Below are 26256 nucleotides of genomic sequence, written 5' to 3' on the forward strand. Positions count from 1 at the left end.
CGGAAGGGGCCAGATGTCAGCTGATACAGGCATTGACCGGGGCAGGTCAGCTTTCAAGGAACATCGCTGGACCGAGGCGTACCAGACCTTCCGTGATGCCGATAAGCGAGGCGGGTTGCCGGCCGGCGACCTTGAGCGGCTGGCTACGGCCGAGATCCTGACTGGCAAAAGCACCCCCGGGCTGGAGACCCTCACCCGTGCCCACGAGGAATACCTCCTGGTGGGCGACGTCGAGGGTGCCGCACGGTGCGCCGGCTGGATGGGCATGCAACTGATGTTCTTCGGGGAGCAGGCCAGGGCCGGAGGGTGGTTTGCCCGCGGCCAGCGGCTCGTGGATGAACTGGCCGAGCCGAGCGCCGTGCAGGGTCTGCTGCTCCTCCCGGAGGGCCTGGGCAAACTTTACGGTGGTGATCCGGCGGGCGCCCTGCAGGCTTTTTCCCGCGTAACCGAATTCGGCCGGCGGTTCCGAGACAATGACCTGTCTGCGCTGGGCCTACTCGGCACCGGCCAGGCCACCTTGATGCTTGGCCACCCTGACGAGGGACTCCGGATGTTCGACGAGGTCATGGTGGCCGTCACGGCAGGTGAACTCTCCCCGATCCCCTCAGGGATCATCTACTGCGCAGTAATCGGCAACTGCCATCTGGCCTTCGACCTTGAGAGGGCCCTGGAATGGACGGCTGCACTGGACCACTGGTGTGCTGAACGCCCTGACATGATGTCGTTCAGCGGCCAGTGCCAGGCCCACCGCGCCGAACTTTTTATGCTCCACGGAGCCTGGGCCGAGGCGATGACGGCAGCTGCCGCTGCCCAAGGTCTTTCCGAAAAGGGCGATCCCCAGGCACTCTTCGGAGGCTACTACCATCAGGGCGAGGTGGAACGGCTGAAGGGAAAACTGGACGACGCCGAAGCCTCCTACCGGAAGGCTGCCCGATCCGGCTATGAGCCACAGCCCGGCCTCGCGCTGCTCTGGCTGGCCCGTGGCAATGCGCAACAGGCACAGGCGATGATCCGGAGGGCAGCTGGCGCGGCAGACGTCGCTACCCGCCGGAACATGTTGCCCGCCCTGGTAGAGATCGAGCTCGCCGCCGCCGACCTGGATGCCGCGCGGCGAGGTTTTCAGGAGCTGGAAGCCCTGGCCCGTGAATTGCCCATGCCCATGCTCCGGGCCGTTGCCGGCCAGGCCGACGGTGCCGTCCGGCTCGCCGACGGCGACCCCCTTGCTGCCCTGAAACCGCTCCGGGAAGCATGGAGGCTGTGGCAGGAGCTCGGGGTGCCGTACGAAGCGGCGCGCTGCCAGGCGTTGGCCGGCAGCGCCTGCCGCGCAGTTGGCGATGAGGCTTCGGCACTGATGTGTCTCGAGGCGGCCCACGCCGCGCTCCTGGACCTGGGCGCGGCGACCGCGGCAACCTGGGTGGCGACGCTGCTGCACGAAGGCAACCCGGACGCAGGACCCGAACCGGACACAGCGGGCCTCCTGACCCGCCGCGAACTTGAAATACTCCAGCTGGTGGCAACCGGAAAGGGCAACCGGGCCATCGCCGCCGAGCTCTACCTCAGCGAAAAGACGGTTGCGCGGCACATCAGCAACATTTTCCTGAAACTGGGCCTGTCGTCCCGGGCAGCCGCCACCAGCTACGCCTATGAGCACGGGCTGACTACATAGATATACCCAGCCGCGCCGCGACCGACGTTGCATAATTCGGCCGACGCGGCCACCAGGGGCGCGGCCATAACCTCAAAGCATGAACCTTCCAGTCCTCGCGGGCACCCTTTCGACGGTGCTGTTCGCCGCCGGAATGCTGCCGATGCTGGTCAAGGCGGCAAGGACAAAGGACCTGGCCTCCTACAGCCTCGGGAACCTCTTGCTGACCAACGTTGCCAACGCCGTCCATTCCGTCTACGTCTTCAACCTCCCGGCCGGACCCATCTGGGTGCTGCACCTGGCCTACCTCCTGGCCTCCGCGCTGATGCTTGCATGGTGGCTCCGGTACCGGGACGACGGACAGGACAGTCCGACGGGTCAGCGAAGCGAAGGTTCAGCCATCACCATTCCCTCGGATACCAAAGGAGAGCTGCCATGAACAACAACCGCGTGACCGGCACGCTGGACACCCTGATCATCGGTGGCGGGCAAGCCGGCCTAGCCCTTGGCCACTACCTGAAAGAGCAAAACCGGACGTTCCTCATCCTGGACGCACATCCACGAACCGGCGACGCCTGGCGCCAGCGGTGGGATTCGCTGCGGGTCTTTACGCCCGCAAAATACGACGGACTGCCGGGAATGCCGTTCCCGGCGGACCCGCTGTCCTTCCCCGGCAAGGATGACGTTGCCGGATACCTTGAGGGCTACGCCGCAAGGTTCGACCTGCCCGTCCTCAACGGTGTCCGGATCGAACACCTGTGGCGGGACGGGAACCGGTTCGTCGCCGCTTCCAACGGCCGGCGCTGGGAGGCGCACAACGTGGTGGTGGCCACCGGCTGCAGCCAAGCGCCGAACACACCGGACTTCGCGGCGGAACTGAACGCCGCCGTCGTCCAGTTCCATTCCAGTGAATACCGCAACCTGGGGCAATTGCAGGAGGGCCCCGTCCTGGTAGTAGGGCTGGGGAACTCGGGAGCGGAGATTGGCCTGGAAGTGTCCCGGACGCATCCCACCGTCGTGGCCGGCAATCCCGGCGGTGAGATTCCGGTCAAGCACGGACGCGCGGCGGCCCGGTACTTCCTGCCGGTGGTGCGGTTCGTCGGACTCCATGTCCTGACCCTTAGCAACCCGATCGGCCGCAAAGCGGCACCGTCCTTCAAAGCTCACGCGGCGCCGCTGATCAGGACGAAGTCCAAGGACCTGGCCGCCGCAGGCGTCCGGCTCGTACCGCGGGTTGCCGGGGTGGAGAACGGGCTGCCGGTCCTCGCGGACGGGACCCGGCTGGAGGTTTCAAACGTGATCTGGTGCACCGGGTTCCGGGATGACTTCGGCTGGATGGATCCGGAAATGCTCGACGGCGGCGCGCTGCCCAGACAGCGGCGCGGCGTGGCACTTGATACCCCTGGACTGTTCTTCCTGGGCCAGGAATTCATGTACGCGGCGGCATCGGCGACGCTGCCCGGGGCATGCCGTGATGCCCGCTACCTGGCCGGCAGGATCCCCGTTCCGGTCACCCGCGAGTCCGCGTCAGCTGCCATCTGAGTCGCCGGGCGGCGGCTTCGGGCAAGCGCCGGGAAACCAGCCGGTAGAAGACCAGCACCAGAACTGCCGCCGCCACGATGCCCATCAGGTTGAGCGCCAGCTGCAGGGCCGACCCCGTTGCTTTCTCGAACTCGCCCAGCACGAGTGCCACGGCCACAAACCCGGCAGCAGGAACGGTGGTCACGGAGATGAAGACACCGATGAGTGCCGCTGACCGCCGGCTGATGACGGACAGCATGCCCGCCGTGCCGGCCAGAACGGCCACGATCAGGGAATAGGGTCCCGGGTGGTAAATGAACTCCACCGCAGACCCTGTGTCCAGGGTGTTGTCCGCGAAGAGGCCCAGTGCCGCGGAGACCCACGTGGTCAAGGCAGCCAGCAGCATGGCCAGCGGGAATCCCACACCAAGCGCCAGGGCAGCACGCCGGCCGAGTGCCCACTGGCGCCGGGCCAAGGCCACTGCCAGCGCCGCCATGGGGCCGAACTCCGGCCCCACGGCCATCGCCCCCACGATAGCAATGGTGGAGTTCGTCACGATGCCGATGGCGGCGAGCTGTGTGGCCAGTATCAGGAAGGCAAGGTAGCTCCACGTGAGCCGGGAGTCCTCGCCCGTCTGGCGGGTGACCTCGTCCCAGATCAAGGCGTCTGCGCCGTCTCCGGGGGCAGACGCCTCCGCCTTGTCCGCGCGCCGGGACAGGACGAGTTCCGGCATGGAGATGGCAATGGATCCCACTTCCTGCGCCTTCAGGACGTGGAGTTTCTCAAGCAGTTCCTCCACCGCTTCCCTGGCAACCTGGACGTCGATGACATCGCCCCGCGGCGACACGGATGCCCCCGGAAAGAGCGCTACCTCGGCGGTTCCCGTGTGCGCCCTGCAAGCGTCCAGTGTCACTGCCGACAGCTCACCGGGCACACAGATCCGCAGCTGGACAATCACTTGGTCTCCCTTCGCTGGCCTGTGGCCAGCATAGTTTGTGCCACGCTCCGACGGGGCTCGAAGGCCGCCGTTGATTGGCCATCGGCCGTGCGGCTCCGTAGGCTTGATGCTTTGCTTACCCGCTTGGAGAGGTCCCTGTGTCCAGTGCACCAGCCGAGGCTGCCCCGTGCACTGCGTGCGACCCAAAGACCGGTGAGCGGAAGCCTGCCCGGAAACCAACCTTCCGACCCGAAGTCCAAGGCCTCCGCGCGCTCGCCGTCCTGATGGTGGTGACCTACCATGTGTGGCTTGGCCGGGTGTCCGGCGGGGTGGATATCTTCCTCCTGATCTCGGCCTTCCTGCTGACAATGTCGTTCGTCCGGAAGGTGGAGGCAGGCGCCTCCCTCAATCTGCTCCGGCACTGGCTGCACCTCTTCAAGCGGCTGCTGCCGGCCGCCGTCGTGGTGATCCTCGGGGTCCTGGCAGGCACCTGGCTGGTCCTCCCGCAAGGCCGCTGGCCTGTCATCCTGGACCAGGCCTGGGCGGCATTGCTGTACCGTCAGAACTGGTTGCTGGCGGATACCGCCGTGGATTACTACGCCCAGCAGCATGCCGCGGCCAGCCCCTTGCAGCACTTCTGGTCCCTGTCCATCCAAGGACAGGTCTTTATCCTGTGGCCTCTCGTCTTCGCCGCTTCCGCTGTTGTGTGGCGGCTCCTCCGGCACGGGTACAACGCCAGCTACCGCGCCGTGGTGGCAGCCGCGTTTGGCGGTATCCTCGTTGCCTCGCTCGCGTTCTCGGTTGACCAGACGGCCACAAACCAGGCCTACGCCTACTTCGACACCCGGACGCGGCTCTGGGAATTCGCGCTGGGCTCGCTGCTGGCCCTTGCCATGCCGTACTTGAAACCCGGGAAACTCCTGCGTGTGGTGCTCGGCTGGGCCGGCCTGGCGGCCATGGTCTCCTGTGGCCTGCTGCTGACCGTGGACCGGGCGTTCCCCGGATTCGTGGCACTGTGGCCCACGCTGGCCGTCGCGGCGATCATTGTGGCCGGGCAGAGCGGGAGCCGGTTTGGTGTGGACCGCCTCCTGGGCTGGAAGCCGCTGGTTTCGCTGGGGGACAACTCCTACGCCCTCTATTTGTGGCACTGGCCGGTCCTGGTGCTTGCGCTGGCCGCCACCGGCGTTGAGGCCCCCACCCTCATCCAGGGCGCCGCGATCATCGCCGCCTCGGTGGTGCTGGCCGTCCTCACCACCCGCTTTGTGGAAAAACCCCTCCGGGAATGGCGCTGGCCGCAGGTGCGCACCTGGCGCACCGCCGTCGTCGTGGCTGCCTGCTGCGCCTTGCTGGCCGGACCCGTGGCGGTCTTGCAGACGAGCCTCACCGCCGAGGAAGCCGCCACCGCCGCCCAGCCCCGCGAGCTGGCGCCGGGAGCGGCCCTGCTGACCCCGGGTAACGCCGGATCACCGGCACCGCAGGGCAGGTTCATTCCCGGTCCCACCGCCCTGGACAACGACTGGGCCGGAATCCACCAGGCCTGTACGGGCGCGAATGCCACCGGGGACCCTGTCCTTGAAGGCTGCCGGCAGGCGCTCCCCGAAGGCGAACCCACCAAACGGATCGTTGTGCTGGGCGATTCCCATGCCCAGCAGTATCTGGCCGCCTTGGCACCCATCGCGGAAGCCCGCGGCTGGGAGCTGGTCACCCTGCTGATGCCGGCCTGCCGGTTCGGGGCCGAATCCGAGACCCGGACTGCCGAATGCAACGCGTACAACCGGGCCAGCGCAGCGTACGTGCTGGAGCACCGTCCGGATGCCGTCTTCAGCGTGGCCACCCTGACCCATGAGGAAGCCCCGTTCGAGACCGAGGTGCCGGCCTACCTCGAAGGCATCCGGCCCCTCGCGGATGCCGGCATCGAGATCGTCGGCATCCGGGACAACCCGCGCTTCACCATCAGCATGCCCGAGTGCGTCCAGCGACACACGGCGGACGCCCCGGCGTGCAACCCGCCACTGAACGAATCCCTGGTGGAGCCCTCACCGCTGGAGAGCTACCGCGGGAAAGTGGACGGGCTGCACCTGATGGACCTGAGCGACTTCATCTGCGCCGGCGGCATCTGCCCGGCCGTGGTAGGCAACGTCTACGTGTACAAGGACGACAACCACCTGAGCCGGACGTACGTGGAAAGCATGATTCCCATGTTTGAAGAGCGGCTGCTGGCGGCGACGGGCTGGAACTGACACGCGGCTTTCGGTTATCGGGTGCCGTTGCTCACAATGTGCTCCCGGAATAGGGGGATCGCCGTGGAGGTTCTAATATTTACTCAAAGCTTTCTGCGCGGTGACCGCGCATGAGGCACCCGAATGTACTAAGGCCCTGCACGGACCAGTCCCGTAATGACGGGCTGGTCATTAGCTGCAACCCCTACCCGTGAACCCGTAACCAAGGTAAGAGGCGCACTCATGACCCAGCCCGAGCACAATCCTTTCGGCTTTATCGGCCTGACCTACGACGACGTCCTGCTCCTCCCGGGCCACACGGACGTCATCCCGTCTGAGGCTGACACGTCTTCGCGGATTTCCAAAAGGATCACCGTTCACACGCCGCTGCTGTCCGCCGCCATGGACACGGTCACCGAATCCCGGATGGCGATTGCCATGGCACGCCAGGGCGGGCTGGGTGTCATCCACCGCAACCTGTCCATCCAGGACCAGGCCGACCAGGTGGACCGCGTGAAGCGCAGCGAATCCGGGATGATCACCAACCCGCTGACCATCGGCCCTGAGGCCACGCTGGCGGAACTCGATGAGATCTGCTCGCAGTACCGGGTCTCCGGCCTCCCCGTTGTGGACGAGGGAATGCGGCTCCTCGGCATTGTCACCAACCGCGACACGCGCTTTGTGCCCGAAGCCGACTTCCCGCTGCGGCTGGTCAGCGACGTGATGACCAAGATGCCGCTGATTACCGGTCACGTAGGCATCAGCCGTGAGGAAGCCTCCCACAAGCTGGCCACGAACAAGATTGAAAAGCTTCCGCTCGTTGACGAGCAGGGCAGGCTCAAGGGCCTCATCACCACCAAGGACTTCACCAAGGCCGAGCAGTACCCGCTGGCCACGAAGGACGATGAGGGCCGGCTCCGCGTCGGCGCAGCCATCGGCTTCTTCGGTGACGGCTGGGAACGCGCCATGGCACTGGTGGACGCCGGCGTCGACGCACTGTTCGTTGACACGGCCAACGGCCACTCCCAGGGTGTGCTGGACATGATCCGCCGCCTGAAGTCCGATCCCGTAGCAGCGCACGTGGACATCATCGGCGGCCAGGCCGCCACCCGCGAAGGCGCCCAGGCCTTGATCGACGCCGGTGCCGACGGCATCAAGGTGGGCGTGGGCCCCGGCTCCATCTGCACCACCCGCGTGGTGGCCGGCGTGGGCGTCCCGCAGATCACCGCCATTTACGAGTCCGCCAAGGCATCCATCCCGGCCGGCGTACCGTTGATCGCCGACGGCGGCCTGCAGTACTCGGGCGACATCGGCAAGGCGCTGGTTGCCGGCGCCGACACCGTCATGCTGGGTTCCCTCCTCGCGGGTTGCGATGAATCCCCGGGCGAGCTGATCTTCGTGAACGGCAAGCAGTTCAAGAGCTACCGCGGCATGGGGTCGCTGGGCGCCATGCAGTCCCGCGGCAAGAACACGTCCTACTCCAAGGACCGTTACTTCCAGGCGGATGTCTCCGGTGATGACAAGCTCATCCCCGAGGGCATCGAAGGCCGCGTCGCCTACCGCGGTCCGCTCGCCTCGGTGGCGTACCAGCTGGTCGGCGGCCTCCGCCAGACCATGTTCTACACCGGCGCCCCCACCATCCCGGAGCTCAAGGCCCGCGGCAAGTTCGTCCGCATCACGCCGGCCGGCCTCAAGGAATCGCACCCCCACGACATCCAGATGACCGTGGAGGCCCCGAACTACGGTTCGCGCTAGTCCCCACCGGCCTGCCAGGCGCAGGCATTGTATATTCGATGGAGTAAATACTCGATCGAATATGGGGGCGCAACATGTCGGACGGGTTTTATGGCGCAGACGTCGCCCAGCTCAGGCATCTGGCGACGGCGATGCGGTCAGCAGGAACCACGTTGCAGATGCAGCTCAGCAATTTCAACGCTGGCGTCGCGTCCACACGGTGGCCCGGGCCGGATGCAGAGCACTTCCGGCAGGACTGGAAGTCGGGCCACAGCCGTGTCCTCCGGGATGCCGTGGCGTTTCTCAACAGCGCGGCCGCAGAGCTGGGCAGGAACGCCAACGAGCAGGACGCGGCGAGTTCGGCTGACGGCTTAGGCTCCGTCTGGAGTCCGTCCGGTACTTCTCCCGGGGCGCCCCGGCCAGCGGACCTTAACGGTAAGTCCGCAGCACAGATCCAGGCTTGGTGGTCCGGCCTGACGGCTGATCAGCGGCAGTCGCTCATCCGTGACTACCCGGCCGAAGCCGGCAACACGAATGGCATCCCGTTTGATGCGCGGGTGGAGGCGAACCGCGCAAACGCCCAGGACCGGATCGATTGGCTGAACGAGAATGATCCAGAGCCGGTTTTCAACCCCATGGTGATGAGCCTGGGCTATCCGCAAAGTTTCGCCAAAGACCACGAAGCGTGGGAAAAGCGCCAGTCCTACCTGCAAAAAGTGGTGGACGGAGACATCAAGCTGGCCGCATACGACCCGGGCAAAAACTCCATAGTGGAGATGATCGGAGACTTCGACAGCGGCACGACCACGGCCGTGACGTACGTGCCGGGTACCTTGACGAACGAGGCCTCGTTCTACGGCGGCGGTCCCCAGGAGGTTCCCCACAGGCTGGAACAGTCGGACCAAACAGGCGGGACAGTTGTCTTCGTTTACAAGGGGACAGAGTTTCCGGACGGCGACCCGGCAGAAGCCTTCCTGATAGAAGCCAAAAGCGATGAATTCGTTGCCGACAAGTCTCCCGTTCTCCGGGACTTTCAGGCAGCCGTGGACCTGGAGAAGCCGTCATCCTCACGGACCGCGGCGATGGGCCACAGCTGGGGGTTCCGGCTGATAGCGGGCTCGGAGAATGACGGGGCACGTTATGACAAGGTCATCGCCTTGTCGGGCGCCGCGATGCCTCCGGGCTGGACCGCGGACCCGGAGAGCGCATACTCCAGCTTTACCTATCCTGACATCCTGCTTACGGCAGAACGTAGCGGCGTGGTTGGCGAAAACTATCCCATGAAAGAGCCAGCCTTTGATAAGCACGCCTACGCCCCTCCCGGCGGCATGGACCAGCTGGACATGTACAGCATGGAAAATCATTCCCTTATCGCAACCACGGATGCGGGCAACGAGGAGGCGCTGGAAGATGTTCTTGAGGAAATCCGTCGCAGGTAACGGAAACAGGCGCACGGCGGCATTCGCCGGGCGCATCACAGCCACTATTGCCTTGTCGCTCGCGCTCGCAGGGTGCGGCCCGGCAGAGAGCGGAGGAACGATGACAACAACTCTGGAATCAGCAAAATCGAAGGTCATGTCCTTGGAACAGGAAATCGTTGCGATGGTCCCGGCGAGCCTGGTCATCTCCAGTTCGGCCAGCGACACCTCGAACCTGATGCGGTGCAAGGGCGAGCAAAAGAAGTGGACGGGAGACGCTGAAGTCACAGTCGACCCCGGGATTGAGCGCGAACAATTCCTGGACAGTGTGCGGGACTCGATGGCGGCCCGTGACGGCTGGAAGGTCACCGACAAGAGTGACCAGGGCGGGGACCGGCGCGTCGACATACTTCACGACGACGGGACGCACCTGCTCGTTTCGTTCTACGATTCACCAGTGACCCTTCGGGTGGCCGGCTACAGTGCCTGTTTCGATTTCCCCGAATACGAGTATGGGGAAAAGTACTAGCCGCAAGAGTCTGTAGCCAGGCATGGAACTAGGCTGAAGCCATGTCCCAACCACGCCATCCCGCCGAACTGAACCCAAAAAAGGACCCTCAGCGGCGGTTGGCTCTCAGGCCCTACGCGCGGGCTGTGGCGCAGGTGCTGCGCGTCAGCTTCCGGGCCTCGCCGGCCGCCGTCGTCATGAAAGTAGTCGGTTCGCTCATTTCGGCGACGCTGCCGTTGGTGACCACGTACTTCGCAGCGCTGACCACCACGGCGTTGACGGCCGCCTACGCCGGTGATTCCGCAGCAGGCCAACAGGCCATTGTGTACGTCATCATCACGGCGGCCCTGGGGCTCTTCTGGGGCGGTTTCAGCAGCGTGGACCGCTACATCCAGCAGCTTATGAGCTTCAAGGTGGGCGCCATCGTGGGCGACCAGATGTACGAGCGCTTCCTGGCGCTGGAGTTCTGGCGCTATGACGATAAGCAAACCGTGGACCTCTACGACCGGGCCAAACGGTTTTCCGATTCGTATGCCCGCGTGCTGGACCGGATCGCGGCCATCTTTACCCAGTTGGTCTCCGTGATCCTGGCCGTGGGGGCCCTGCTGCTGGTCAGCTGGTGGATCGCCGTGATTGTCCTGGTGGCGATTGTGCCCAGCGTGTACCTGCAGTTCAAGCTTTCGCGCGAACAGATCGCCCACTGGAACACCCAGGTGGACTCCCGCCGGCAACGGCGGATGATCGAAACCAACCTGCTCCGCCCCCAGCACATCGCCGAAATGCGGCTCTACGGGATCGTGGGCTACCTGATGGACTTCCGTTCCAGGCTGCGCGATGCTGATGAGCGGCGCCGCCTGGACTTCCAGAAGCGCTACATCCCCAAGCAGCTCGCCGCCGACGCCCTGCAGTACGGCGCCGAGGTGATCTCCCTGATCTGGGTGGTGGGCCAGATCATCGCCCGCGCCCAGCCCGTTGGCCAGTTCCTCTATGTCCAGCAGATCGTCAGCCGCGCACTGTCCACAGCCAACAGCCTGGTGTCCTCCCTCAGCTCGATCGACGAGGATCTCGCCAACCTCAAGGACTACGAGCTGTTCATGGCAATGCCGGTACATTCGGACCATTCACCGCCGCTGCTCCAGGCGCCCAAGACCGTGGAACTGCGGGACATCCGCTTCACCTACACGGGCGGCGACACCGAGGTGATCCGCGGCATCAGCATGACCATCCGCGAAGGCCAGCACATCGCCGTCGTAGGTGAGAACGGGGCGGGGAAGTCCACGCTGATCCGGATCCTCGCCGGCCTCTACCGTCCGGATTCGGGGCAGGTAATGCTCGACGGCGTCGACCTCGCCGCCGTCGACGTTAAGTCCTGGCACCGCCACCTGGCCGTCCTGAGCCAGGAATTCCTCAAGTACGAATTCGCCACGGCTGCCGACAACATCCGCTTTGGCGACGTGGACCCGCCCCGTGACGACGAACGGATCCGCCAGGCGGCCAGCGACGCCGAAGCGCTGGAGTTCATCAACAAGCTGCCCAACGGCCTGGACAACTACGTCAGCAACTGGATGGAGGATCCGCGCGGCCGGAAGGGGAGCGGGCTCTCCGGCGGCCAGTGGCAGCGGCTCGCGATGGCCCGGAATTTCTACCGCAACGCCACCTTCATGGTCATGGACGAGCCGACGTCCGCTATCGACGCACTGGCCGAGCACCGGATCTTCACCCGGCTTTTCGCGGACCGCAGCAGCACCATCATTGCCATCAGCCACCGGCTTGCCACCATTGAGAAGGCCGATATTGTCTACATGCTCGAGGACGGGCGGATTGTGGAACAGGGCACCCACAAGGAACTGGTGGCGCTGCGGGGCCGCTACTTCAGGATGTTCGAATCCCAGCTGACGGTGGAGGAGGCCGAGGGCGTCTGACGGCGGCGGGACGTAGTGTCACCCACTCCACGCAGGAACCGCCGGCCGCGCTGCAAGGCGTGGCCGGCGGTCCCGGATTCGTGCGGCCCCGAGGCTAAGAGGTGGTCACCGCTGTGTCGTCGAGGTAGAAGTACGTCCCCAGCGACGAGTCCTCAACACCCAGGAAGCGCAGCGTCACGCTCTTGCCCTTGTAGGCGGAGAGGTCCAGCTGCTTCTGCAGATAGCCGGCGGACTCGTTGAGATTGGAGTAAGTGGCCAGCGTGGTGGTCACACCGTTGCTGACCGCCTGAACCCTCAGGGTGTCATAGGCCGCGCTGGATGTGGTCTCGTCCGACTGCACCTTCAGGTAGAAGGACAGCGATGCGGTGGCCACCGTGGACGGGACTGCAAACGCCTGGTCGAGCGTGTAGGACGTTGCCTGGCCCCAGCCGTTGAGGCCGGCGAAGCCGGAACCGGTCCGGGCGCTCGTTCCGGTCTCAAACGTGTCGGCGTGGTCAGAGGTCCAGGAGGCTGCGCCCGATTCGAAGCCCGGATTCAGCAGCAGGTTGCCGGACGGCGGGGGAGTGGCCCCGCCCAACAGGCCCATGGTCTTGGTGGCGTCTGAGAGCCCGGTGCCGCAGCCTGTCGTGCAGCCGCCCGGCAGTGCCCGGGTTCCCTGTTTGAGCGTGGACTCCATCTGGGCCGGCGTAAGCGTGGACGATTTGGACTTCATGAGTGCGGCCAGCCCGGCCACGTGCGGAGCTGCCATGGACGTTCCCTGGTAGCTGGCGTAGCCGGCGGAGCCCGGTGTGGAGGTGCCGGTGTTGATCGTGGACAGGATTCCGCCGCCTGCTACGCGGACGTCGCCGCCGGGTGCGGTCAGGTCAACCGTGGAGCCGTAGTTGGAGTAGTAGGAGAGGCTGCCGCTCGGGTTGCTGGCGGCCACGCTCACAACGCTGCTGCAGTTGGCCGGGCGGAATCCGGAAGCATCCTGGTTGCTGTTGCCGGCCGCCACCACCACGGTGGCCCCCCGCGAAACTGCGGAGTTGATGGCTGCCTGGTACGTGCTGCCGCAGGCACCGGAGCCGCCCAGGCTCATGTTGATGACTGTGGCGGGATGGGCGTTGGCCGGGATGCCCGGGACGGTGCCGCCGGCTGACCAGATGATCGCATCGGCAATGTCGGACAGTGACCCGCCGCATTTGGCCAGGACGCGTACCGGAACCACTTTGGCGTTGGGTGCGACGCCCGCCACGCCGGTGGCATTGCCGGTCACGGCTGCAACGGTGCCGGCGACGTGCGTGCCGTGCCAAGAGCTGTTGCCGGCTGTCGCCTGGCCGCACTCGCCGGCGGCGTACCAGTCGCCCTGGTCCTGCGCATTCGCGTCCCGTCCGTTGCCGTCACGCGCTGCCGTGGCGTCGGAGACGAAGTCGTAGCCCGGAAGCACATTCGCATCGAGGTCCGGATGGGCCGTGAATCCAGTGTCGATCACGGCCACCGTCACGCCGGTGCCGGTGGCAACGTCCCAAGCCCCGGGGACCCGCATGCCGTTGGTGCCAGTGAAATCCCACTGCTCGCCATAGCGGGGGTCGTTGGGCGTCAGAGCCATGGTCATGCGGGCGTCAGGTTCCACGTAGTCGACCGATCCGGACGCTGCAATCTCGGCCATGAAGTCTTCGGCAGCCTGCCCGGACAGGGCCCTGTCCGATTCGATCAGCGTTCCGCCGGTGGCCAGGGTGCGGAGTTCCTGCACCTTCACGCCCTGTGACTTTGCTGCTTTGCCCCAGGCATTGGCGCGGCCGTTCGGGGCGGCGTTCGCGGTGGTCTCCTTGAATTCGACGATGAACTTCGTGTAGGCCTCTCCGGCGGCCACGTCGTGCACCGCAGTGCCTTGCACAGCTGCCGGCCCGGCTGCAGTGCCGTCACCGTCTTCCGGCGTGGCGAACACCGGCGAACTGGCGAAGGCCAGCGTGCCGATTGCTGCGGCGAGCGACAGGGCCAGGATGCGGTGGCGCCTCAGTGATGAACGTCCCATGGGGCTTCTTTCTCGGAACGGGCACAGGTGTGGCCCGTATGAAGGGGAGTGATGGGTGGTCACGTAGTGGATCAGGTGGTAACCGAGAGTAAACATAAAGGTATTTTCAAAACTTGTAAATGGTTGACAAAACGTGTCAATAAAGTGTGGACTATCAGTTTCAGGATGGGCCCAAGAGGAGGCGCCCCACCTCATCCCGCGTGGTCAAGTAAAGTGGTCACGTGACTTACGAGATCGAGATTGGCCGTGGCAAGCGTGGGCGTCGTGCCTACTCCCTGGATGACATTGCGATTGTCCCTAACCGTCGTACCCGCGACCCCAAGGACGTGTCGGTCTCCTGGCAGATCGATGCCTACAAGTTCGACATGCCCGTGATTGCAGCCCCGATGGATTCGGCCATGTCTCCGGAGACGGCCATCGCCTTGGGCCGGCTGGGCGGGCTCGGCGTGCTGGACCTCGAGGGCCTCTGGACCCGCTACGAGGACCCGCAGCCCATCCTTGACGAGATCGGCGCCCTCCAGGATGAGGTCAACAGCCCCGCCGTGACCGGCCGCATGCAGGAGCTCTACCGTGCTCCCATCCAGCCGGAACTGATCACGTCCCGCCTGGCCGAGATCCGCGCCGCAGGCGTGACGGTGGCCGGCTCGCTGACCCCGCAACGCACCCAGGAACACTACAAAACTGTGGTGGCTGCCGGCGTCGACATCTTTGTGATCCGCGGGACCACCGTGTCAGCCGAGCACGTCTCGAAGGACCATGAACCCCTGAACCTCAAGCAGTTCATCTACGAACTGGACGTCCCCGTGATTGTGGGCGGCGCGGCCGGCTACACGCCCGCCCTGCACCTGATGCGCACCGGAGCCGCCGGCGTCCTGGTCGGCTTCGGTGGCGGTGCCACCGCCACCACGCGGCGCGCCCTGGGGATCCACTCGCCCATGGCCTCAGCCATCTCCGACGTCGCGGCCGCCCGCCGTGACTACATGGATGAATCCGGCGGACGGTACGTCCATGTAATTGCCGACGGCGGCATGGGCACCTCGGGTGACATCGTCAAGGCAATTGCCATGGGCGCCGACGCCGTGATGCTGGGCAGCGCCCTCGCCCGGGCCCAAGAGGCACCCGGCAAGGGCTGGCACTGGGGCCAGGAGGCCCACCACCTGGAGCTTCCCCGCGGTGACCGCGCCAACGTCGGCACCGTCGGACCGCTCGAAGAAGTGCTTTTCGGGCCCGGCCACCACACCAACGGCACGTCCAACCTGATCGGCGCACTCCGCCGTTCGATGGCGACCACCGGCTACTCGGACCTGAAGGAATTCCAGCGCGTCGACGTCGTAGTTTCTCCGTACACGGGTAACTGACCACCTCGTACTGACAGGCGGCCGGCGGCCCCTGACAGGATGCCTCCCGCTGAACCCGCCCTGCACAACTGTGCGGCAAGGAAGTAGTGTGGTTTTACGACCGGCAGCAGCGGCAAGGGAGGCGTTCAGTGAACACTGTTCCAAACGAAGGCGGGGTCCTGGGGCCTGCGGCCAGGGAAACATCGATTGCTCGGCTCAGGGCCACCTCGGAACCCGGCAACGAACTGGACATCCTGATCGTCGGCGGCGGCATCGTGGGCGCCGGCGCGGCGCTGGATGCCGTGACCCGCGGCCTCAGTGTGGGGATCGTGGAGGCCAGCGACTGGGCGGCCGGCACGTCGTCACGGTCATCCAAGCTGATCCACGGTGGCCTGCGCTACCTGGAGATGCTGGATTTTGGGCTGGTTAAGGAAGCGCTGCACGAGCGTGGCCTGATTCTTTCGGTCCTGGCCCCGCACCTGGCCCGGCCGGTGCCGTTCCTGTATCCGCTGACCAAACCGTTCCTCGAACGGCCCTACGTGGGCGCCGGGATCGCCCTTTATGACGCCATGTCCATTACGGGCGGGCACAGCCGCGGTGTGCCGTTCCACAAACACCTCACCAGGCGGGGCACGCTGAGGGCCGCCCCCAGCCTGAAAAAAGACGCCTTTGTGGGCTCCATCCGCTACTACGACGGCCAGGTGGATGACGCCAAGTACGTGGCAAACCTCGTCCGGACGGCGGTGCACTACGGCGCCCATGCGGTGAACCAGATGGCGGTGGTTGACTTCCTGCGTGAAGGTGAGCGCGTGGTGGGGGCCAAGGTGGTCAACCACGAAGACGGCTCGAAATTCAACGTCAAAGCCAAGCAGGTCATCAACGCCACCGGGGTGTGGACCGATGAAACCCAGGCCATGGTCACCGACCGCGGGCAGTTGAAGGTCCGGGCGTCCAAGGGCATCCACCTCGTAGTGCCCCGCGACCGGTTCCAGTCCACGGTGGGTCTGATTCTCCGCACCGAAAAGTCCGTGCTGTTCGTCATTCCGTGGGGACGGCACTGGATCATTGGCACCACAGACACCGACTGGAACCTCGACAAGGCCCACCCGGCGGCCTCCAGCAAGGACATCGACTACATCCTCGAGCACGTCAACCGGGTCCTGAAACGCCCGCTGACCAGGGAGGACGTTGAAGGCGTCTACGCCGGCCTGCGCCCGCTCCTGGCAGGGGAGAACGATTCCACGGCGAAACTGTCCCGTGAACACATCGTGGCCCACCCCGTACCGGGCCTGGTGGTGGTGGCAGGCGGCAAATGGACCACCTACCGGGTTATGGCCAAGGACGCCGTGGACGAGGCCACCCGCACCATGGATGAGCGGGTCCCGGCGAGCTGCACCGAAACCATCCCGCTGCTCGGCGCCAGTGGCTTCAAGGCGGCCTGGAACCGCCGGAGCCGGACCGCTGAAGAGTCCGGCGTGCACGTGGCCCGGGTAGAGCACCTGCTCAACCGTTACGGGTCCATGACTCCGGAGGTGCTGGACATCATCGCCCGGAATCCTGAATTGGCGGAGCCGTTGCCCGGTGCTGACGACTACCTGCAGGCCGAAGCCGTCTACGCCGCAACCCACGAGGGTGCCCGGCATGTCCATGACGTCCTGACCCGGCGGACCCGCATCTCCATCGAGGCGTGGGACCGTGGCGTGTCGGCGGTGCCGGTTGTCGCTAAACTGATGGGCGAAGTCCTTGGCTGGAGCGATGTGCAGCGCGAAAGCGAAATAAAGCACTACATAGCACGCGTTGAAGCTGAACGGCTGAGCCAGCAGCAGCCGGATGACGAATCCGCCGACGCCGCACGGCTGGGTGTGGAGGACATCGTCCCTTTGCGCTGAGGCGGCACCGCACACCAGCAATTCTCCTGACTGAAGGGACACGCCTTGGCGGAACCACTTGACCGGTACGACGCCGATCTCACCACCTCCGAAATGGTGATTCTGGAGTTGGAGGCAGCGGACAAGTCGGACGCCGCGGCGCAACTGGCGGAACGCCTCTTCGCCTCCGGGCGGGTCACGGACCTGCCGCGGTTCCTGGAACACGTCAACGCCCGCGAACACCAGCTCGCCACCGGCCTGCCTGGCGGGATCGGCCTCCCGCACGCCCGCAGCGAATTCGTCTCGCGGACCTCCATCGCCGTGGGAATCACCAAGTACGGCCACTCGCTGGACTTCGGAGCCGCCGACGGTCCGGCCACCGTTATCCTGCTGATTGCCACGCCCGCCAGCTCGTTTTCCGACCACCTGGAAGTCCTGGCCACCCTGGCCCGCTCCCTGTCCAAGGAGTCCTTCCGGGAGTCGCTGCGCCGGGCCTACGATGCCGAAGTCATCGCGGAGCTCATCAACTCCAGCCTTGTGTTCTTCGACCATTAGGAACCTCCGCGCGCCCGGTCGTTTAGTTGTTCTACGGAGGAACGAAGTACGGTTAACACGTGTGGAAAACAGCCCTTAAGCCCCGATGGATCGCAGGCCTGGTCTTCGCGATCGCCGTCTCCGGGGTGTTTGTCCTGCTCAGCCAGTGGCAGTTCGGTCGGTCCACGCAGCCCGAAGTTGTGGTCAGTCCCGCCACCGAGGACGTCAGGATACTGACGGAGACGCTCGAGCCCGGAACCTTCTTCCCCGGTTCAGTGTCAGACCAGATGGTCTCCGCCGAGGGAACCTACGACCCCGCCAAACAGGTCCTGGTGCCAGGCCGCCTGAAGAATGGCGAGAACGGCTACTGGGTGGTTTCCGCCTTCGCCGTGACCGGAGCGCCCGCGCTCACCGGCGTCGCTGCTTCACCCCAGACCTGGATTCCAGTAGCCCGCGGCTGGGTGGCGGATCCCGACGACGCCGGCGCACCGCCGTCGGGCATTGTTAACCTGACCGGACGGCTGCTGCCGTCAGAATCGCCGCTGCCGTCCACGGCACCGGAACCCGGACGCGCCTCCGCCGTGTCTGTTGCCGAACTCATCAACTACTGGAACGTCAGCATGTACCCGGGATTCGTGGCCGCAGCTTCCGAACTGGCGGCCGGGTCCGACCTGTCCGCCGCGGCGGTTGATGGTGCCCTGAAACCCCTGGAAATAGGCCCCCAGCCGCCCGCGCAGCAGGTCAACTGGCTCAATCTCTTCTACTCGCTCGAATGGGTGGTGTTCGCCGGCTTCGCCCTGTTTATCTGGTGGCGCCTGGTCAAGGACGACTACCGGCGGGACCTCGAAGGGGAACACGACGACGATCCTCACCACGATGTTCCGCCCACCGAACCAACCTCTGAACAGCTCCAACAAAGGGTAAAGCCATGATCGAACCGAAACCGGCCGTCCAGCAGGGTCCTGCGCAGGGCAAGGGCAAGAAGCGCCGCTTCGGCGGTACCGAGCGGCAGATCCGTTCCGCCCTGAAGTTCTACAAGGTGCTGGCGTACCTCACCGGCGGCATGCTGCTGCTGCTCTGCGCCGAACTCATTGCACGTTACGCCTTCGGCCAGTACCTGTTTGCCGGCGGCACCAACGCCGTCACCGGCCAGCCGTTCGGCCTTGGATTCGCCGAGGCGGAACCCAAGGGGGTGGTGGGCGGCGCGAACATCTCCGTCGCCGTGCTGATCGTCCACGGCTGGATGTACGTGGTGTACCTGATCTCCAACTTCCGCCTATGGTCGCTGATGCGGTGGCCGTTCATGAAGCTCATCCTCTTGGCGCTGGGCGGTGTGGTGCCGTTCCTGTCCTTCGTGGTGGAGAAAAAGTTGCACGCCGAGGTGGAGGCCGAACTGGCCGCGAACCCGCAGGCCGCACAGCGGTACTGAACGCCGCAGCGGTGGGGGAGTCCCGCCGTCGGACGTTCACTGCGTCACACCCGAGGTCCTGAATGTGCGGCGGGGCAACCGCGCAAAGTAGGCTAGTGCGGTGACTACTCCCACTGCATCCCAGACTTCCCAGAAGCCGGTGCTGGTTGTTGACTACGGTGCCCAGTACGCGCAGCTGATTGCCCGCCGCGTCCGGGAAGCGAATGTGTATTCGGAAGTGGTTCCGCATACCTTCACCACCGAGCAGCTCCTGGCCAAGGACCCCGCCGCCATCATCCTTTCCGGTGGTCCCTCCAGCGTTTACGCGGACGGGGCGCCCTCCGTCGGCGCCGACCTCTTTGAGGCCGGAATCCCGGTCTTCGGCATCTGTTATGGCTTCCAGGCCATGGCCAATGCCCTGGGCGGAAAGGTCGACAAGACCGGCCTGCGCGAGTACGGCTCCACCCGGACCACCATCCTCGGCGAGGGCCGCTCTGTCCTCGCGGGGATGCCGCAGCACCAGAACACCTGGATGAGCCACGGCGACTCCGTGCACGAGGCGCCGGAAGGCTTCGAAGTGCTGGCGACGACGGCGGGCGCTGAAGTGGCTGCCTTCGCCAACGAAGAGAAGGCCCTCTACGGCGTGCAGTGGCACCCCGAGGTCAAGCACTCGGCCTATGGCCAGCAGGTGCTGGAAAACTTCCTGTTCAAGGGCGCAAAGCTGGAGCCCAACTGGACCACGGGGAACATCCTTGAGGAGCAGGTGGACCGGATCCGTCAGCAGATCGGCGACGCCCGGGTTATCTGCGGGCTTTCCGGCGGCGTTGACTCGGCCGTTGCAGCGGCACTCGTCCAGCGGGCCGTCGGCGACCAGCTGACCTGTGTGTTCGTGGACCACGGCCTGCTGCGCGAAGGCGAAGCCGAGCAGGTGGAACGCGACTTCGTGGCTGCCACCGGCGTCAAGTTGTATGTAGCCAACGAGCAGGAGCGCTTCCTGGCCGCCCTGGCCGGCGTCAGCGATCCGGAAACCAAGCGCAAGATCATCGGCCGCGAGTTCATCCGCGCGTTCGAAGAGGCCGAGCTGGCCATCATCGCCGAGGCCGCGGCCCATGGCGAGAAGATCAAGTTCCTGGTCCAGGGCACGCTGTACCCGGACGTCGTCGAATCCGGCGGCGGCGAAGGTGCTGCGAACATCAAGAGCCACCACAACGTCGGTGGCCTTCCCGAGGACCTGCAGTTCGAACTGGTGGAACCGCTCCGGGCACTGTTCAAGGACGAGGTCCGCGCCGTGGGTGCCCAGCTGGGCCTGCCGCAGGAAATCGTCGGCCGCCAGCCGTTCCCCGGCCCCGGCCTGGGAATCCGCATCGTAGGCGACATCACCCAGGAGCGTCTGGATCTGCTCCGCAAGGCGGACGCCATCGCGCGTGCCGAGCTGACCGCGGCCGGGCTGGACAACGAGGTGTGGCAGATGCCTGTGGTCCTGCTGGCCGACGTACGCAGTGTGGGCGTCATGGGTGACGGCCGCACCTACGGACACCCGATTGTGCTCCGCCCAGTTTCGTCCGAGGACGCCATGACGGCGGACTGGTCCCGCCTGCCGTACGATCTCCTGGCCCGGATTTCGAACCGGATCACCAACGAGGTGGAAGGCGTCAACCGCGTGGTGCTGGACGTGACCAGCAAGCCGCCGGGAACCATCGAGTGGGAATAACAGTGTGAGTGGCCGGTCTCCGTCAGCGGAGGCCGGCCATTGCTGTCATCCGTTGAAATCCGCCGCAATTTGGCCTGATCCAGTGTTGCGGTCTCTCATCCCGGCTCCTTTGCGGCTACGCTCGAAAGTATGCCGGTATGGTCCAGGGCGTCACGTGCAAACGCAGAAAAGAAGGCAGTAGTGTCAGTTGGTCAAGGCCACTCGGAGGGTTCTGAGGAGCTCGGAAAATGGCTGTCCGGGCTTAAACCCGTCACCGGGGCAGACACCATGCTGCGTTTCACCAAGACCCCCGAAGGTTCCATTGACCTGACCCATGCGCACCCGTCAGGTCTGGCCCAGCTCATGGCAGGCCGCCGCACACGGTTGTCCACACTCATCCGCGACCACCAGCAGTACGTCGTCGCGGCCCGGGCATCGCGGAACATCCGCTCGAAAATCTTCGAACTCGGTAATGACCGTGGCATAGATGCCGGTTACCTTTCCGCAGGCACCGTTGTGTGGACCTCCGCCGTTGGCGGCAAACCCCAGCGGGTTTCCGCGCCGGTGATGCTCACCGCAATCTCGCTCACGGTCCGCCCGGGTGAGGACGACTACGAACTGCAGCTCACCGAGCAGGCCAACATCAACCCGGCCCTGGTCCGGCACCTGAAAACCATCCATGGCATTGTTTTTGACGTCAACGCCGTGACTCGCCTCGCGTACAGCACCGCACGCTTCGATCCCCAGCCTGTCCTGGACAGGCTCGCAACCCTCATCCGGCCCATCCATGGCGCCGAGGCCCAGCACAATCTGCTGGTGTCCACTTTTGCGGACCTCTCCGGCAACCTGGATGATCCCTGGATCAACGAGGGAAACCCGCTGGTCGCCGCCCTGGCCAAGGCGGCCAGCGGTGAAGTCATTGATGTACCCGCGCCGGACCCCTCCCGGTTCCCGAGCGTGGACGCGCGCCACCCTGACGACGAACTCCTCCTCCTCGATGCCGATCCGGACCAGCAGTACGTCATTGATGCCGCCCGCGCAGGAGACTCGCTGGTGGTCAGCAGCCCGCCGGGCACGGGACAGACCCAGACGGCCATCAACACCATCGGTGCACTGGTGGACGCCGGGCGGTCGGTCCTGGTGGTGGGTGACCGCCGGGCCAGCCTGAATGAGGTTTCGGCACAACTGGAATCGCTGGGACTTGAATCCATCCTGTTCCAGCTCTCCGGCACAGCCACACCACAGCAGCTCAAGGCCCAGCTGGTGCGGGCCATCGTCCGGAACGAAAAGTCACTCGAACCGCAGCTGGGGAACCTCCACCGGACCCTCACCGAGCACCGGCACGCCCTGATGGACCACGTGGCGTCCCTGCATAACGTGCGCCAGCGCTGGGGCTGCTCGCCGTATCAGGCCATGCAGTCACTGGCTGAGCTGACCTCCATCCACCCCGCCCCCGCCACCACCGTGCGGCTCAAGCGCAGTGTGCTGGACAGCATCCGCGACCGCAACGAGCTCGCTGGCAGGCTTCGCCGTGCTGCCGAGCTTGGCAGCTTCAGCCGCGCCTCCACTACCAGCCCGTGGCACGGCGCCCGGCTGCTCACCCGGAAGGAGACCGAGGAGGCCCAGGAACTCGCCCGGTCAGTGGCCAGGAACCTGCCTGTCCTGCGCGACCGGATGAACAGCGTGGCCGAACATGCCGAAATCCGGCTTGGCACGTCCTTCTCGGAGTGGGGGGAGCAGCTCGAACTCCTGATGGCCGTCCGCGAAAGCCTCGACAAGTTCACACCGGACATCTTCGACAGGCCGGTCAACGACCTCATCTCCGCCACGGCGTCCTCCGCCTGGCGCCGGGAGAGGAATGTCGACATGGCCTCCATGCAGCGTTCCCGCCTGCGCCGCGTCGCGAAGGAGTACGTCCGTCCGGGCGTCCACATCACCGATCTCCACAGCTCGCTGGTGCTGGTGCAGGACCAGCGTGCCCTCTGGTCCGGCTACGCCACCTCGCAGCGCCATCCGGCCGTCCCTTCGGGCCTTGCCGAAATGAACGTGATGTACCGGTCCCTGGACCGGGAGCTGACCCAGTTGGGGGAAGCCCTCCGGTACACGCAGGCCGGCGGTTCGCTGGCCACGGCCCGCTATGAGGAACTCATGGAGCGGCTGGAGCGGCTCGTGGCCGACACGCACACGCTGAAAACGCTGCCCGAGCGCACGCTGCTTGTCGAAAACATGCGCGAGCACGGCCTGGGGGAGCTCCTGGCCGATCTTGCGGAGCGGGAGGTTCCCGCAGAGTCCGTCGCAGCCGAGCTTGAGCTGGCCTGGTGGCAGTCCGCGCTGGAAGCGATGATCAGCGGCGACGATTACCTGGCCATGTCTGACGGGGACGCACTCCGGCAGCTTGAGGCAGAATACCGGCTCGCGGACAACGCCCATATTGCCAGCGGCGCGGCGCGCCTGCGCTGGGAACTGTCCGAACGGTGGCGTGCCGCGCTTGCGGAACATCCGCGCCAGGCCCAGCTCCTCAGGAGCCTGCTCAAGGACGGCCGGGTTACCCTCGCCGCGCTGACGGCCCAGGCAGCCGAGCTGGTCCCCATGCTGGTGCCGGTCTGGTCGGTCAGCCCGTACCTCATGACCGGGCTCCTGCCGGCAGAACAGCGCTTCGACGCCGTGGTCATCCTGGACGCCGAAGCGACGTCGCTGCAGGCCGTCCTGCCCGCCATCGCCCGCGCCAGGCAGGTCATTGCTTTCGGTGATGCCAAGATTGCCAGCCCCCGGACATTCACCGTGGGTGTTGAGCGGCTGGCCGCCGGTGAAGCGGCCCACCAGTGCGTCGAAAGCGCGTTCTCGGCGCTGTCTGCCATCCTGCCTGTCTGGCGGTTGAATTTTGTCTACCGCGCGGTTGACGAGGACCTGGTCCTGCAGCTGAGCAAGAACTCTTACGACGGCGCCCTCCGGCGGCTCCCCGAGGGACAGTCTGCCACGGGCTTGGACAGGGCGCTCCTGGTGGAGTATCTTCCCGACGGCACCGGGCTGCCCAGCGCCGACCACGAAGGCGTCGAATCCGTGGTGGCCGAGGTCAACCGGGTGGTGCAGCTGGTCTTTGAGCACGCCCGGACACGGCCGCGCACGTCGCTGGCAGTGGTCACCGCCAGCCTTCGCCATGCCGCCCGGATCGGTGAGTCCATCCGTCTTCAGCTGCCGAACCACCCGGGCCTGGCCAGCTTCTTCAGCGCAGGATCCGAGTCGTTCCGGGTGGTTGACCTTGAGCGGGCGCAGGGCCTGGTCCGTGACCACGTGATCTTCTCACCCGGGTTCGGCCGCACTCCGCACGGCCGGGCGCTGCACAACTTCGGACCCCTGTCCGCTGAGGGCGGGCGGGAAAAGTTCGCTTTGGCCATGACACGTGCCCGGCGTTCACTCCACGTCCTTACGTGTTTCCAGCCCGAAGACCTCGATCACACGCGACTGTCCTACGGCGCGGTGGACTTCTACGAGCTCCTGAACCGTGAGATTGCGGGAAAGACCGATCTCGGAACTCCGGCCTCGCGTGCCGCCGCCAGTGAGCAGGCGCTTGGGGCCGATCCCCTCGTCGCCGACCTTGGTGACCGGCTGCGTGCCCGCGGCGCCCGCGTCTGGCACCAGTACGACGGAGTGATTGACGTGGTGGCCGCAGCAGACCCGCTCAGCACCATGGGTCAGGACGACGCCGAGATTCCGCGGCCGGTGGCCATCGAATCGGACGGCACGGAGCAGTACCGCACCATGAGTGTCCGTGAGCGGAGCCGGCTGCGTCCGCAGCTGCTGGAACGGATGGGCTGGCGGTACATGCCGCTGTGGACCATCGAAGTCTTCACGGACCCGTCCGCCTGCGCGGACCGGATCGCGGGTTACCTGGGCCTTGAGAATGTGCTGCCGCCCGGACGGGGCACGGCCTCGGGTGGGTTCTTTGACGAAGACATGGACCCGCTCGCGCTGGCGAGCGAAGGAAACGACAGGAACGATGACCAGGCCGGACACCTGGCCAGTGAGGAGGCGGTTGTTGTGACCCCACGGAACGCCGATCAGGCAGATACGCACGGTAACGACCACCCGGACGACGCACAAAACGGGAACGCTGCTGTGCAGGAGCGCCAGCTGCCTGGGGCCGCGGGCATCCTGCCCAACAAGGCTGCGGAGGATGATCCGAAGCGCTGGGGCGATGGCCCCGACAACGATCACGACGCATGGCTGAAGGAAAACAAGCCGCCGCACTGGGGCTGATCTCCAGGCTGCAGCCGCATCACCCGGCACCGCCCTCGGGTCCCACCAGGACGAAAAACAGCTTGCCCTGTGTGGAGGCCCCCGCCAGCCGGGCAGCCTGCTCCGGCGCGGCTGCCACGACGATCAGCCCGTCGGTTTCGCCGGTGCCCAACCATTGGCCCGTCTTGCCGCCTTGTCCTGACGTCCACAGGACGGGAACGGCTGAAGCCAGCACCTCCGAGGGGGATTGCTGGTCGTAGCCGTTCGCCCCGGTCAGGACCACGTTGACCAGTTGCCCGGGCGATACCAGCTGGATGGAGGAGGGATCGGCCATCCTCAAGGGCACAGCTGCGGAGCCCGGCGGCGTTCCGGTCAGGAGGCCGGGACCCAGCAGCAGGGAGTCCGTCACCAGTTGGCCCTTCCGCAAAGGGGCTGCCAGTTGCTTGCCCGCGGCGTCACCGGCGTCGGACATGGACCCGGCAGTGACCATCCCAGGCGGGATCTTCGTTGCCGACAGGTCTGTGGCCGTCAAGGCCGTGCCTGCGGGGAGATCCCGCGTCGCCGCCAACACCGAGACCGTATCGGCGGGCGGGGGAGTGAGCTGATGGACCGTGATCCCGGCAGCAAGGCAGAGCAGGAGCGCTATTGCCAGGCGCCGGTTCCGGCCCAGCCAGGACAACAACCTGTGGCTCCCCGCGCCCCGGAGTCGTGCTGACGGGAGCGGACGGCGAGCCGGGCGTCCCGGCGGGGCGGATCCACGGCTGGAACGAAAGAGGGTAGCGGGCATGGGAACCACGCTACGTATCGGCAACCGAGCCCGACAGAAGCAAAGGTGGCTATGTGGACAACCGTGCTGCCGGCGTCGTACGTCTTGTTGGACCGGAGGTCAGCTGGCGGCAGCGGCAACCGTGGCAGGTGCCGGCACCGGTGCGGCCGCGGGGGCGGAGGGGGCAGCCGAAACGGTGCTTCCCTTGGCATCCCGGGAGTCGGTCCGGTAGAAACCGGAGCCCTTGAAGACCACACCCACGCTGTTGAACTTTTTGCGTAAGGCGCCCTGGCACTCCGGGCATGCAGTCAGGGTGCTGTCGGTAAACGACTGGAAAACGTCGAAGGCGTGGCCGCAATCCTTGCAGGCGTAAGCATAAGTGGGCACTGGTGATCCTCCTCGGGGGCAAACGAGAGGTCCCGAACTGCGCTGAACGGAAACCGTCCATTAGCAGTCGCAGGGCCTGAGTGCTAATTCTATCACCCCCCGAAAGCAGCCC

At 65.7% G+C, this 26256-nt stretch carries 19 protein-coding genes; 15 read left to right on the forward strand and 4 right to left on the reverse strand.

Annotated elements, in window-relative coordinates; all coding sequences use genetic code 11:
* The first annotated feature begins 13 nt into the window (after positions 1 to 13).
* From NFC73_RS01765 to NFC73_RS01775, 3 genes are all read left to right on the forward strand, one after another.
* Entirely contained in the window at positions 14 to 1666 is a 1653-nt protein-coding gene (locus NFC73_RS01765; protein WP_254747143.1) for a helix-turn-helix transcriptional regulator, read from the forward strand.
* Positions 1667 to 1745: 79 nt separating this feature from the next.
* Positions 1746 to 2084: a hypothetical protein gene (locus NFC73_RS01770; RefSeq protein WP_254747145.1), complete on the forward strand. Its 339-nt coding sequence runs from the start codon at positions 1746 to 1748 to the stop codon at positions 2082 to 2084.
* Complete coding sequence (locus NFC73_RS01775) at positions 2081 to 3187, forward strand: flavin-containing monooxygenase (protein WP_254747147.1); 1107 nt, start codon at positions 2081 to 2083, stop codon at positions 3185 to 3187. Before NFC73_RS01770 ends, NFC73_RS01775 begins: the two co-directional genes overlap by 4 nt.
* Here the strand turns inward: NFC73_RS01775 and NFC73_RS01780 are convergent.
* Positions 3156 to 4124, reverse strand: coding sequence for a DUF389 domain-containing protein (locus NFC73_RS01780; RefSeq protein ID WP_254747149.1), 969 nt, complete (start codon positions 4122 to 4124; stop codon positions 3156 to 3158). The two genes, NFC73_RS01775 and NFC73_RS01780, sit on opposite strands and share 32 nt — an antisense overlap.
* A gap of 137 nt (positions 4125 to 4261) precedes the next feature.
* Here NFC73_RS01780 and NFC73_RS01785 point away from each other — a divergent pair, with 137 nt between their 5' ends.
* From NFC73_RS01785 to NFC73_RS01805, 5 genes are all read left to right on the forward strand, one after another.
* Positions 4262 to 6343, forward strand: coding sequence for an acyltransferase family protein (locus NFC73_RS01785; RefSeq protein ID WP_254747151.1), 2082 nt, complete (start codon positions 4262 to 4264; stop codon positions 6341 to 6343).
* A 222-nt stretch (positions 6344 to 6565) separates the two neighbouring features.
* Positions 6566 to 8077, forward strand: a complete 1512-nt coding sequence (gene guaB / locus NFC73_RS01790) for an IMP dehydrogenase (RefSeq protein ID WP_254747153.1) — start codon at positions 6566 to 6568, stop codon at positions 8075 to 8077.
* 74 nt (positions 8078 to 8151) lie between these two features.
* A complete protein-coding gene (locus tag NFC73_RS01795) occupies positions 8152 to 9495 on the forward strand; it encodes a hypothetical protein (protein ID WP_254747155.1) in 1344 nt (447 codons plus the stop codon).
* 100 nt (positions 9496 to 9595) lie between these two features.
* Positions 9596 to 10003, forward strand: a complete 408-nt coding sequence (locus NFC73_RS01800; protein WP_254747157.1) for a hypothetical protein — start codon at positions 9596 to 9598, stop codon at positions 10001 to 10003.
* Between the two features lie 41 nt (positions 10004 to 10044).
* Positions 10045 to 11904 (forward strand): ABC transporter ATP-binding protein, encoded by a 1860-nt coding sequence (locus NFC73_RS01805; protein WP_254747159.1) that lies wholly within the window; start codon positions 10045 to 10047, stop codon positions 11902 to 11904.
* Positions 11905 to 11998: 94 nt separating this feature from the next.
* Here NFC73_RS01805 and NFC73_RS01810 read toward each other — a convergent pair whose 3' ends face one another.
* Positions 11999 to 13918, reverse strand: a complete 1920-nt coding sequence (locus NFC73_RS01810) for a S8 family peptidase (protein ID WP_254747161.1) — start codon at positions 13916 to 13918, stop codon at positions 11999 to 12001.
* A gap of 221 nt (positions 13919 to 14139) precedes the next feature.
* Here NFC73_RS01810 and NFC73_RS01815 point away from each other — a divergent pair, with 221 nt between their 5' ends.
* The 7 genes from NFC73_RS01815 (at position 14140) to NFC73_RS01845 (ending at position 25012) form a co-directional block, all read left to right on the forward strand.
* Positions 14140 to 15276: a GuaB3 family IMP dehydrogenase-related protein gene (locus NFC73_RS01815; RefSeq protein ID WP_254747163.1), complete on the forward strand. Its 1137-nt coding sequence runs from the start codon at positions 14140 to 14142 to the stop codon at positions 15274 to 15276.
* A 128-nt stretch (positions 15277 to 15404) separates the two neighbouring features.
* Positions 15405 to 17144 carry a glycerol-3-phosphate dehydrogenase/oxidase gene (locus tag NFC73_RS01820; protein WP_254747165.1) on the forward strand — a complete coding sequence of 580 codons (1740 nt, stop codon included), beginning with the start codon at positions 15405 to 15407 and terminating at the stop codon, positions 17142 to 17144.
* 45 nt (positions 17145 to 17189) lie between these two features.
* Complete coding sequence (locus NFC73_RS01825; RefSeq protein WP_254747167.1) at positions 17190 to 17678, forward strand: PTS sugar transporter subunit IIA; 489 nt, start codon at positions 17190 to 17192, stop codon at positions 17676 to 17678.
* Positions 17679 to 17737: 59 nt separating this feature from the next.
* The gene (locus tag NFC73_RS01830) at positions 17738 to 18589 is read left to right on the forward strand and encodes an SURF1 family protein (RefSeq protein WP_254747169.1); all 852 of its coding nucleotides are present in this window, start codon (positions 17738 to 17740) and stop codon (positions 18587 to 18589) included.
* Positions 18586 to 19086 (forward strand): DUF3817 domain-containing protein, encoded by a 501-nt coding sequence (locus NFC73_RS01835; protein ID WP_254747171.1) that lies wholly within the window; start codon positions 18586 to 18588, stop codon positions 19084 to 19086. The genes NFC73_RS01830 and NFC73_RS01835 overlap by 4 nt, the downstream gene beginning before the upstream one ends.
* 100 nt (positions 19087 to 19186) lie before the next feature.
* A complete protein-coding gene (gene guaA, locus NFC73_RS01840) occupies positions 19187 to 20776 on the forward strand; it encodes a glutamine-hydrolyzing GMP synthase (protein WP_254747173.1) in 1590 nt (529 codons plus the stop codon).
* 129 nt (positions 20777 to 20905) lie between these two features.
* The gene (locus NFC73_RS01845; protein ID WP_254747175.1) at positions 20906 to 25012 is read left to right on the forward strand and encodes an AAA family ATPase; all 4107 of its coding nucleotides are present in this window, start codon (positions 20906 to 20908) and stop codon (positions 25010 to 25012) included.
* Between the two features lie 19 nt (positions 25013 to 25031).
* On the opposite strand, the gene cpaB is transcribed toward NFC73_RS01845, so the two are convergent.
* Positions 25032 to 25673: a Flp pilus assembly protein CpaB gene (gene cpaB / locus NFC73_RS01850; RefSeq protein WP_254747177.1), complete on the reverse strand. Its 642-nt coding sequence runs from the start codon at positions 25671 to 25673 to the stop codon at positions 25032 to 25034.
* A gap of 204 nt (positions 25674 to 25877) precedes the next feature.
* Positions 25878 to 26144, reverse strand: coding sequence for an FmdB family zinc ribbon protein (locus NFC73_RS01855; protein ID WP_254747179.1), 267 nt, complete (start codon positions 26142 to 26144; stop codon positions 25878 to 25880).
* Positions 26145 to 26256: the final 112 nt, after the last annotated feature.

It is taken from the genome of Pseudarthrobacter humi (genome assembly GCF_024294965.1).
Taxonomy (GTDB): domain Bacteria; phylum Actinomycetota; class Actinomycetes; order Actinomycetales; family Micrococcaceae; genus Arthrobacter; species Arthrobacter humi.

Excerpts from the sequence above, each read along its gene's own strand:
- NFC73_RS01765 (WP_254747143.1), top strand. The coding sequence starts at position 14 with ATGTCAGCTGATACAGGCATTGACCGGGGCAGGTCAGCTTTCAAGGAA.
- NFC73_RS01770 (WP_254747145.1), top strand. The coding sequence starts at position 1,746 with ATGAACCTTCCAGTCCTCGCGGGCACCCTTTCGACGGTGCTGTTCGCC.
- NFC73_RS01775 (WP_254747147.1), top strand. The coding sequence starts at position 2,081 with ATGAACAACAACCGCGTGACCGGCACGCTGGACACCCTGATCATCGGT.
- guaB (WP_254747153.1), top strand. The coding sequence starts at position 6,566 with ATGACCCAGCCCGAGCACAATCCTTTCGGCTTTATCGGCCTGACCTAC.
- NFC73_RS01795 (WP_254747155.1), top strand. The coding sequence starts at position 8,152 with ATGTCGGACGGGTTTTATGGCGCAGACGTCGCCCAGCTCAGGCATCTG.
- NFC73_RS01800 (WP_254747157.1), top strand. The coding sequence starts at position 9,596 with ATGACAACAACTCTGGAATCAGCAAAATCGAAGGTCATGTCCTTGGAA.
- NFC73_RS01805 (WP_254747159.1), top strand. The coding sequence starts at position 10,045 with ATGTCCCAACCACGCCATCCCGCCGAACTGAACCCAAAAAAGGACCCT.
- NFC73_RS01810 (WP_254747161.1), bottom strand. The coding sequence starts at position 13,918 with ATGGGACGTTCATCACTGAGGCGCCACCGCATCCTGGCCCTGTCGCTC.
- NFC73_RS01835 (WP_254747171.1), top strand. The coding sequence starts at position 18,586 with ATGATCGAACCGAAACCGGCCGTCCAGCAGGGTCCTGCGCAGGGCAAG.
- NFC73_RS01845 (WP_254747175.1), top strand. The coding sequence starts at position 20,906 with ATGCCGGTATGGTCCAGGGCGTCACGTGCAAACGCAGAAAAGAAGGCA.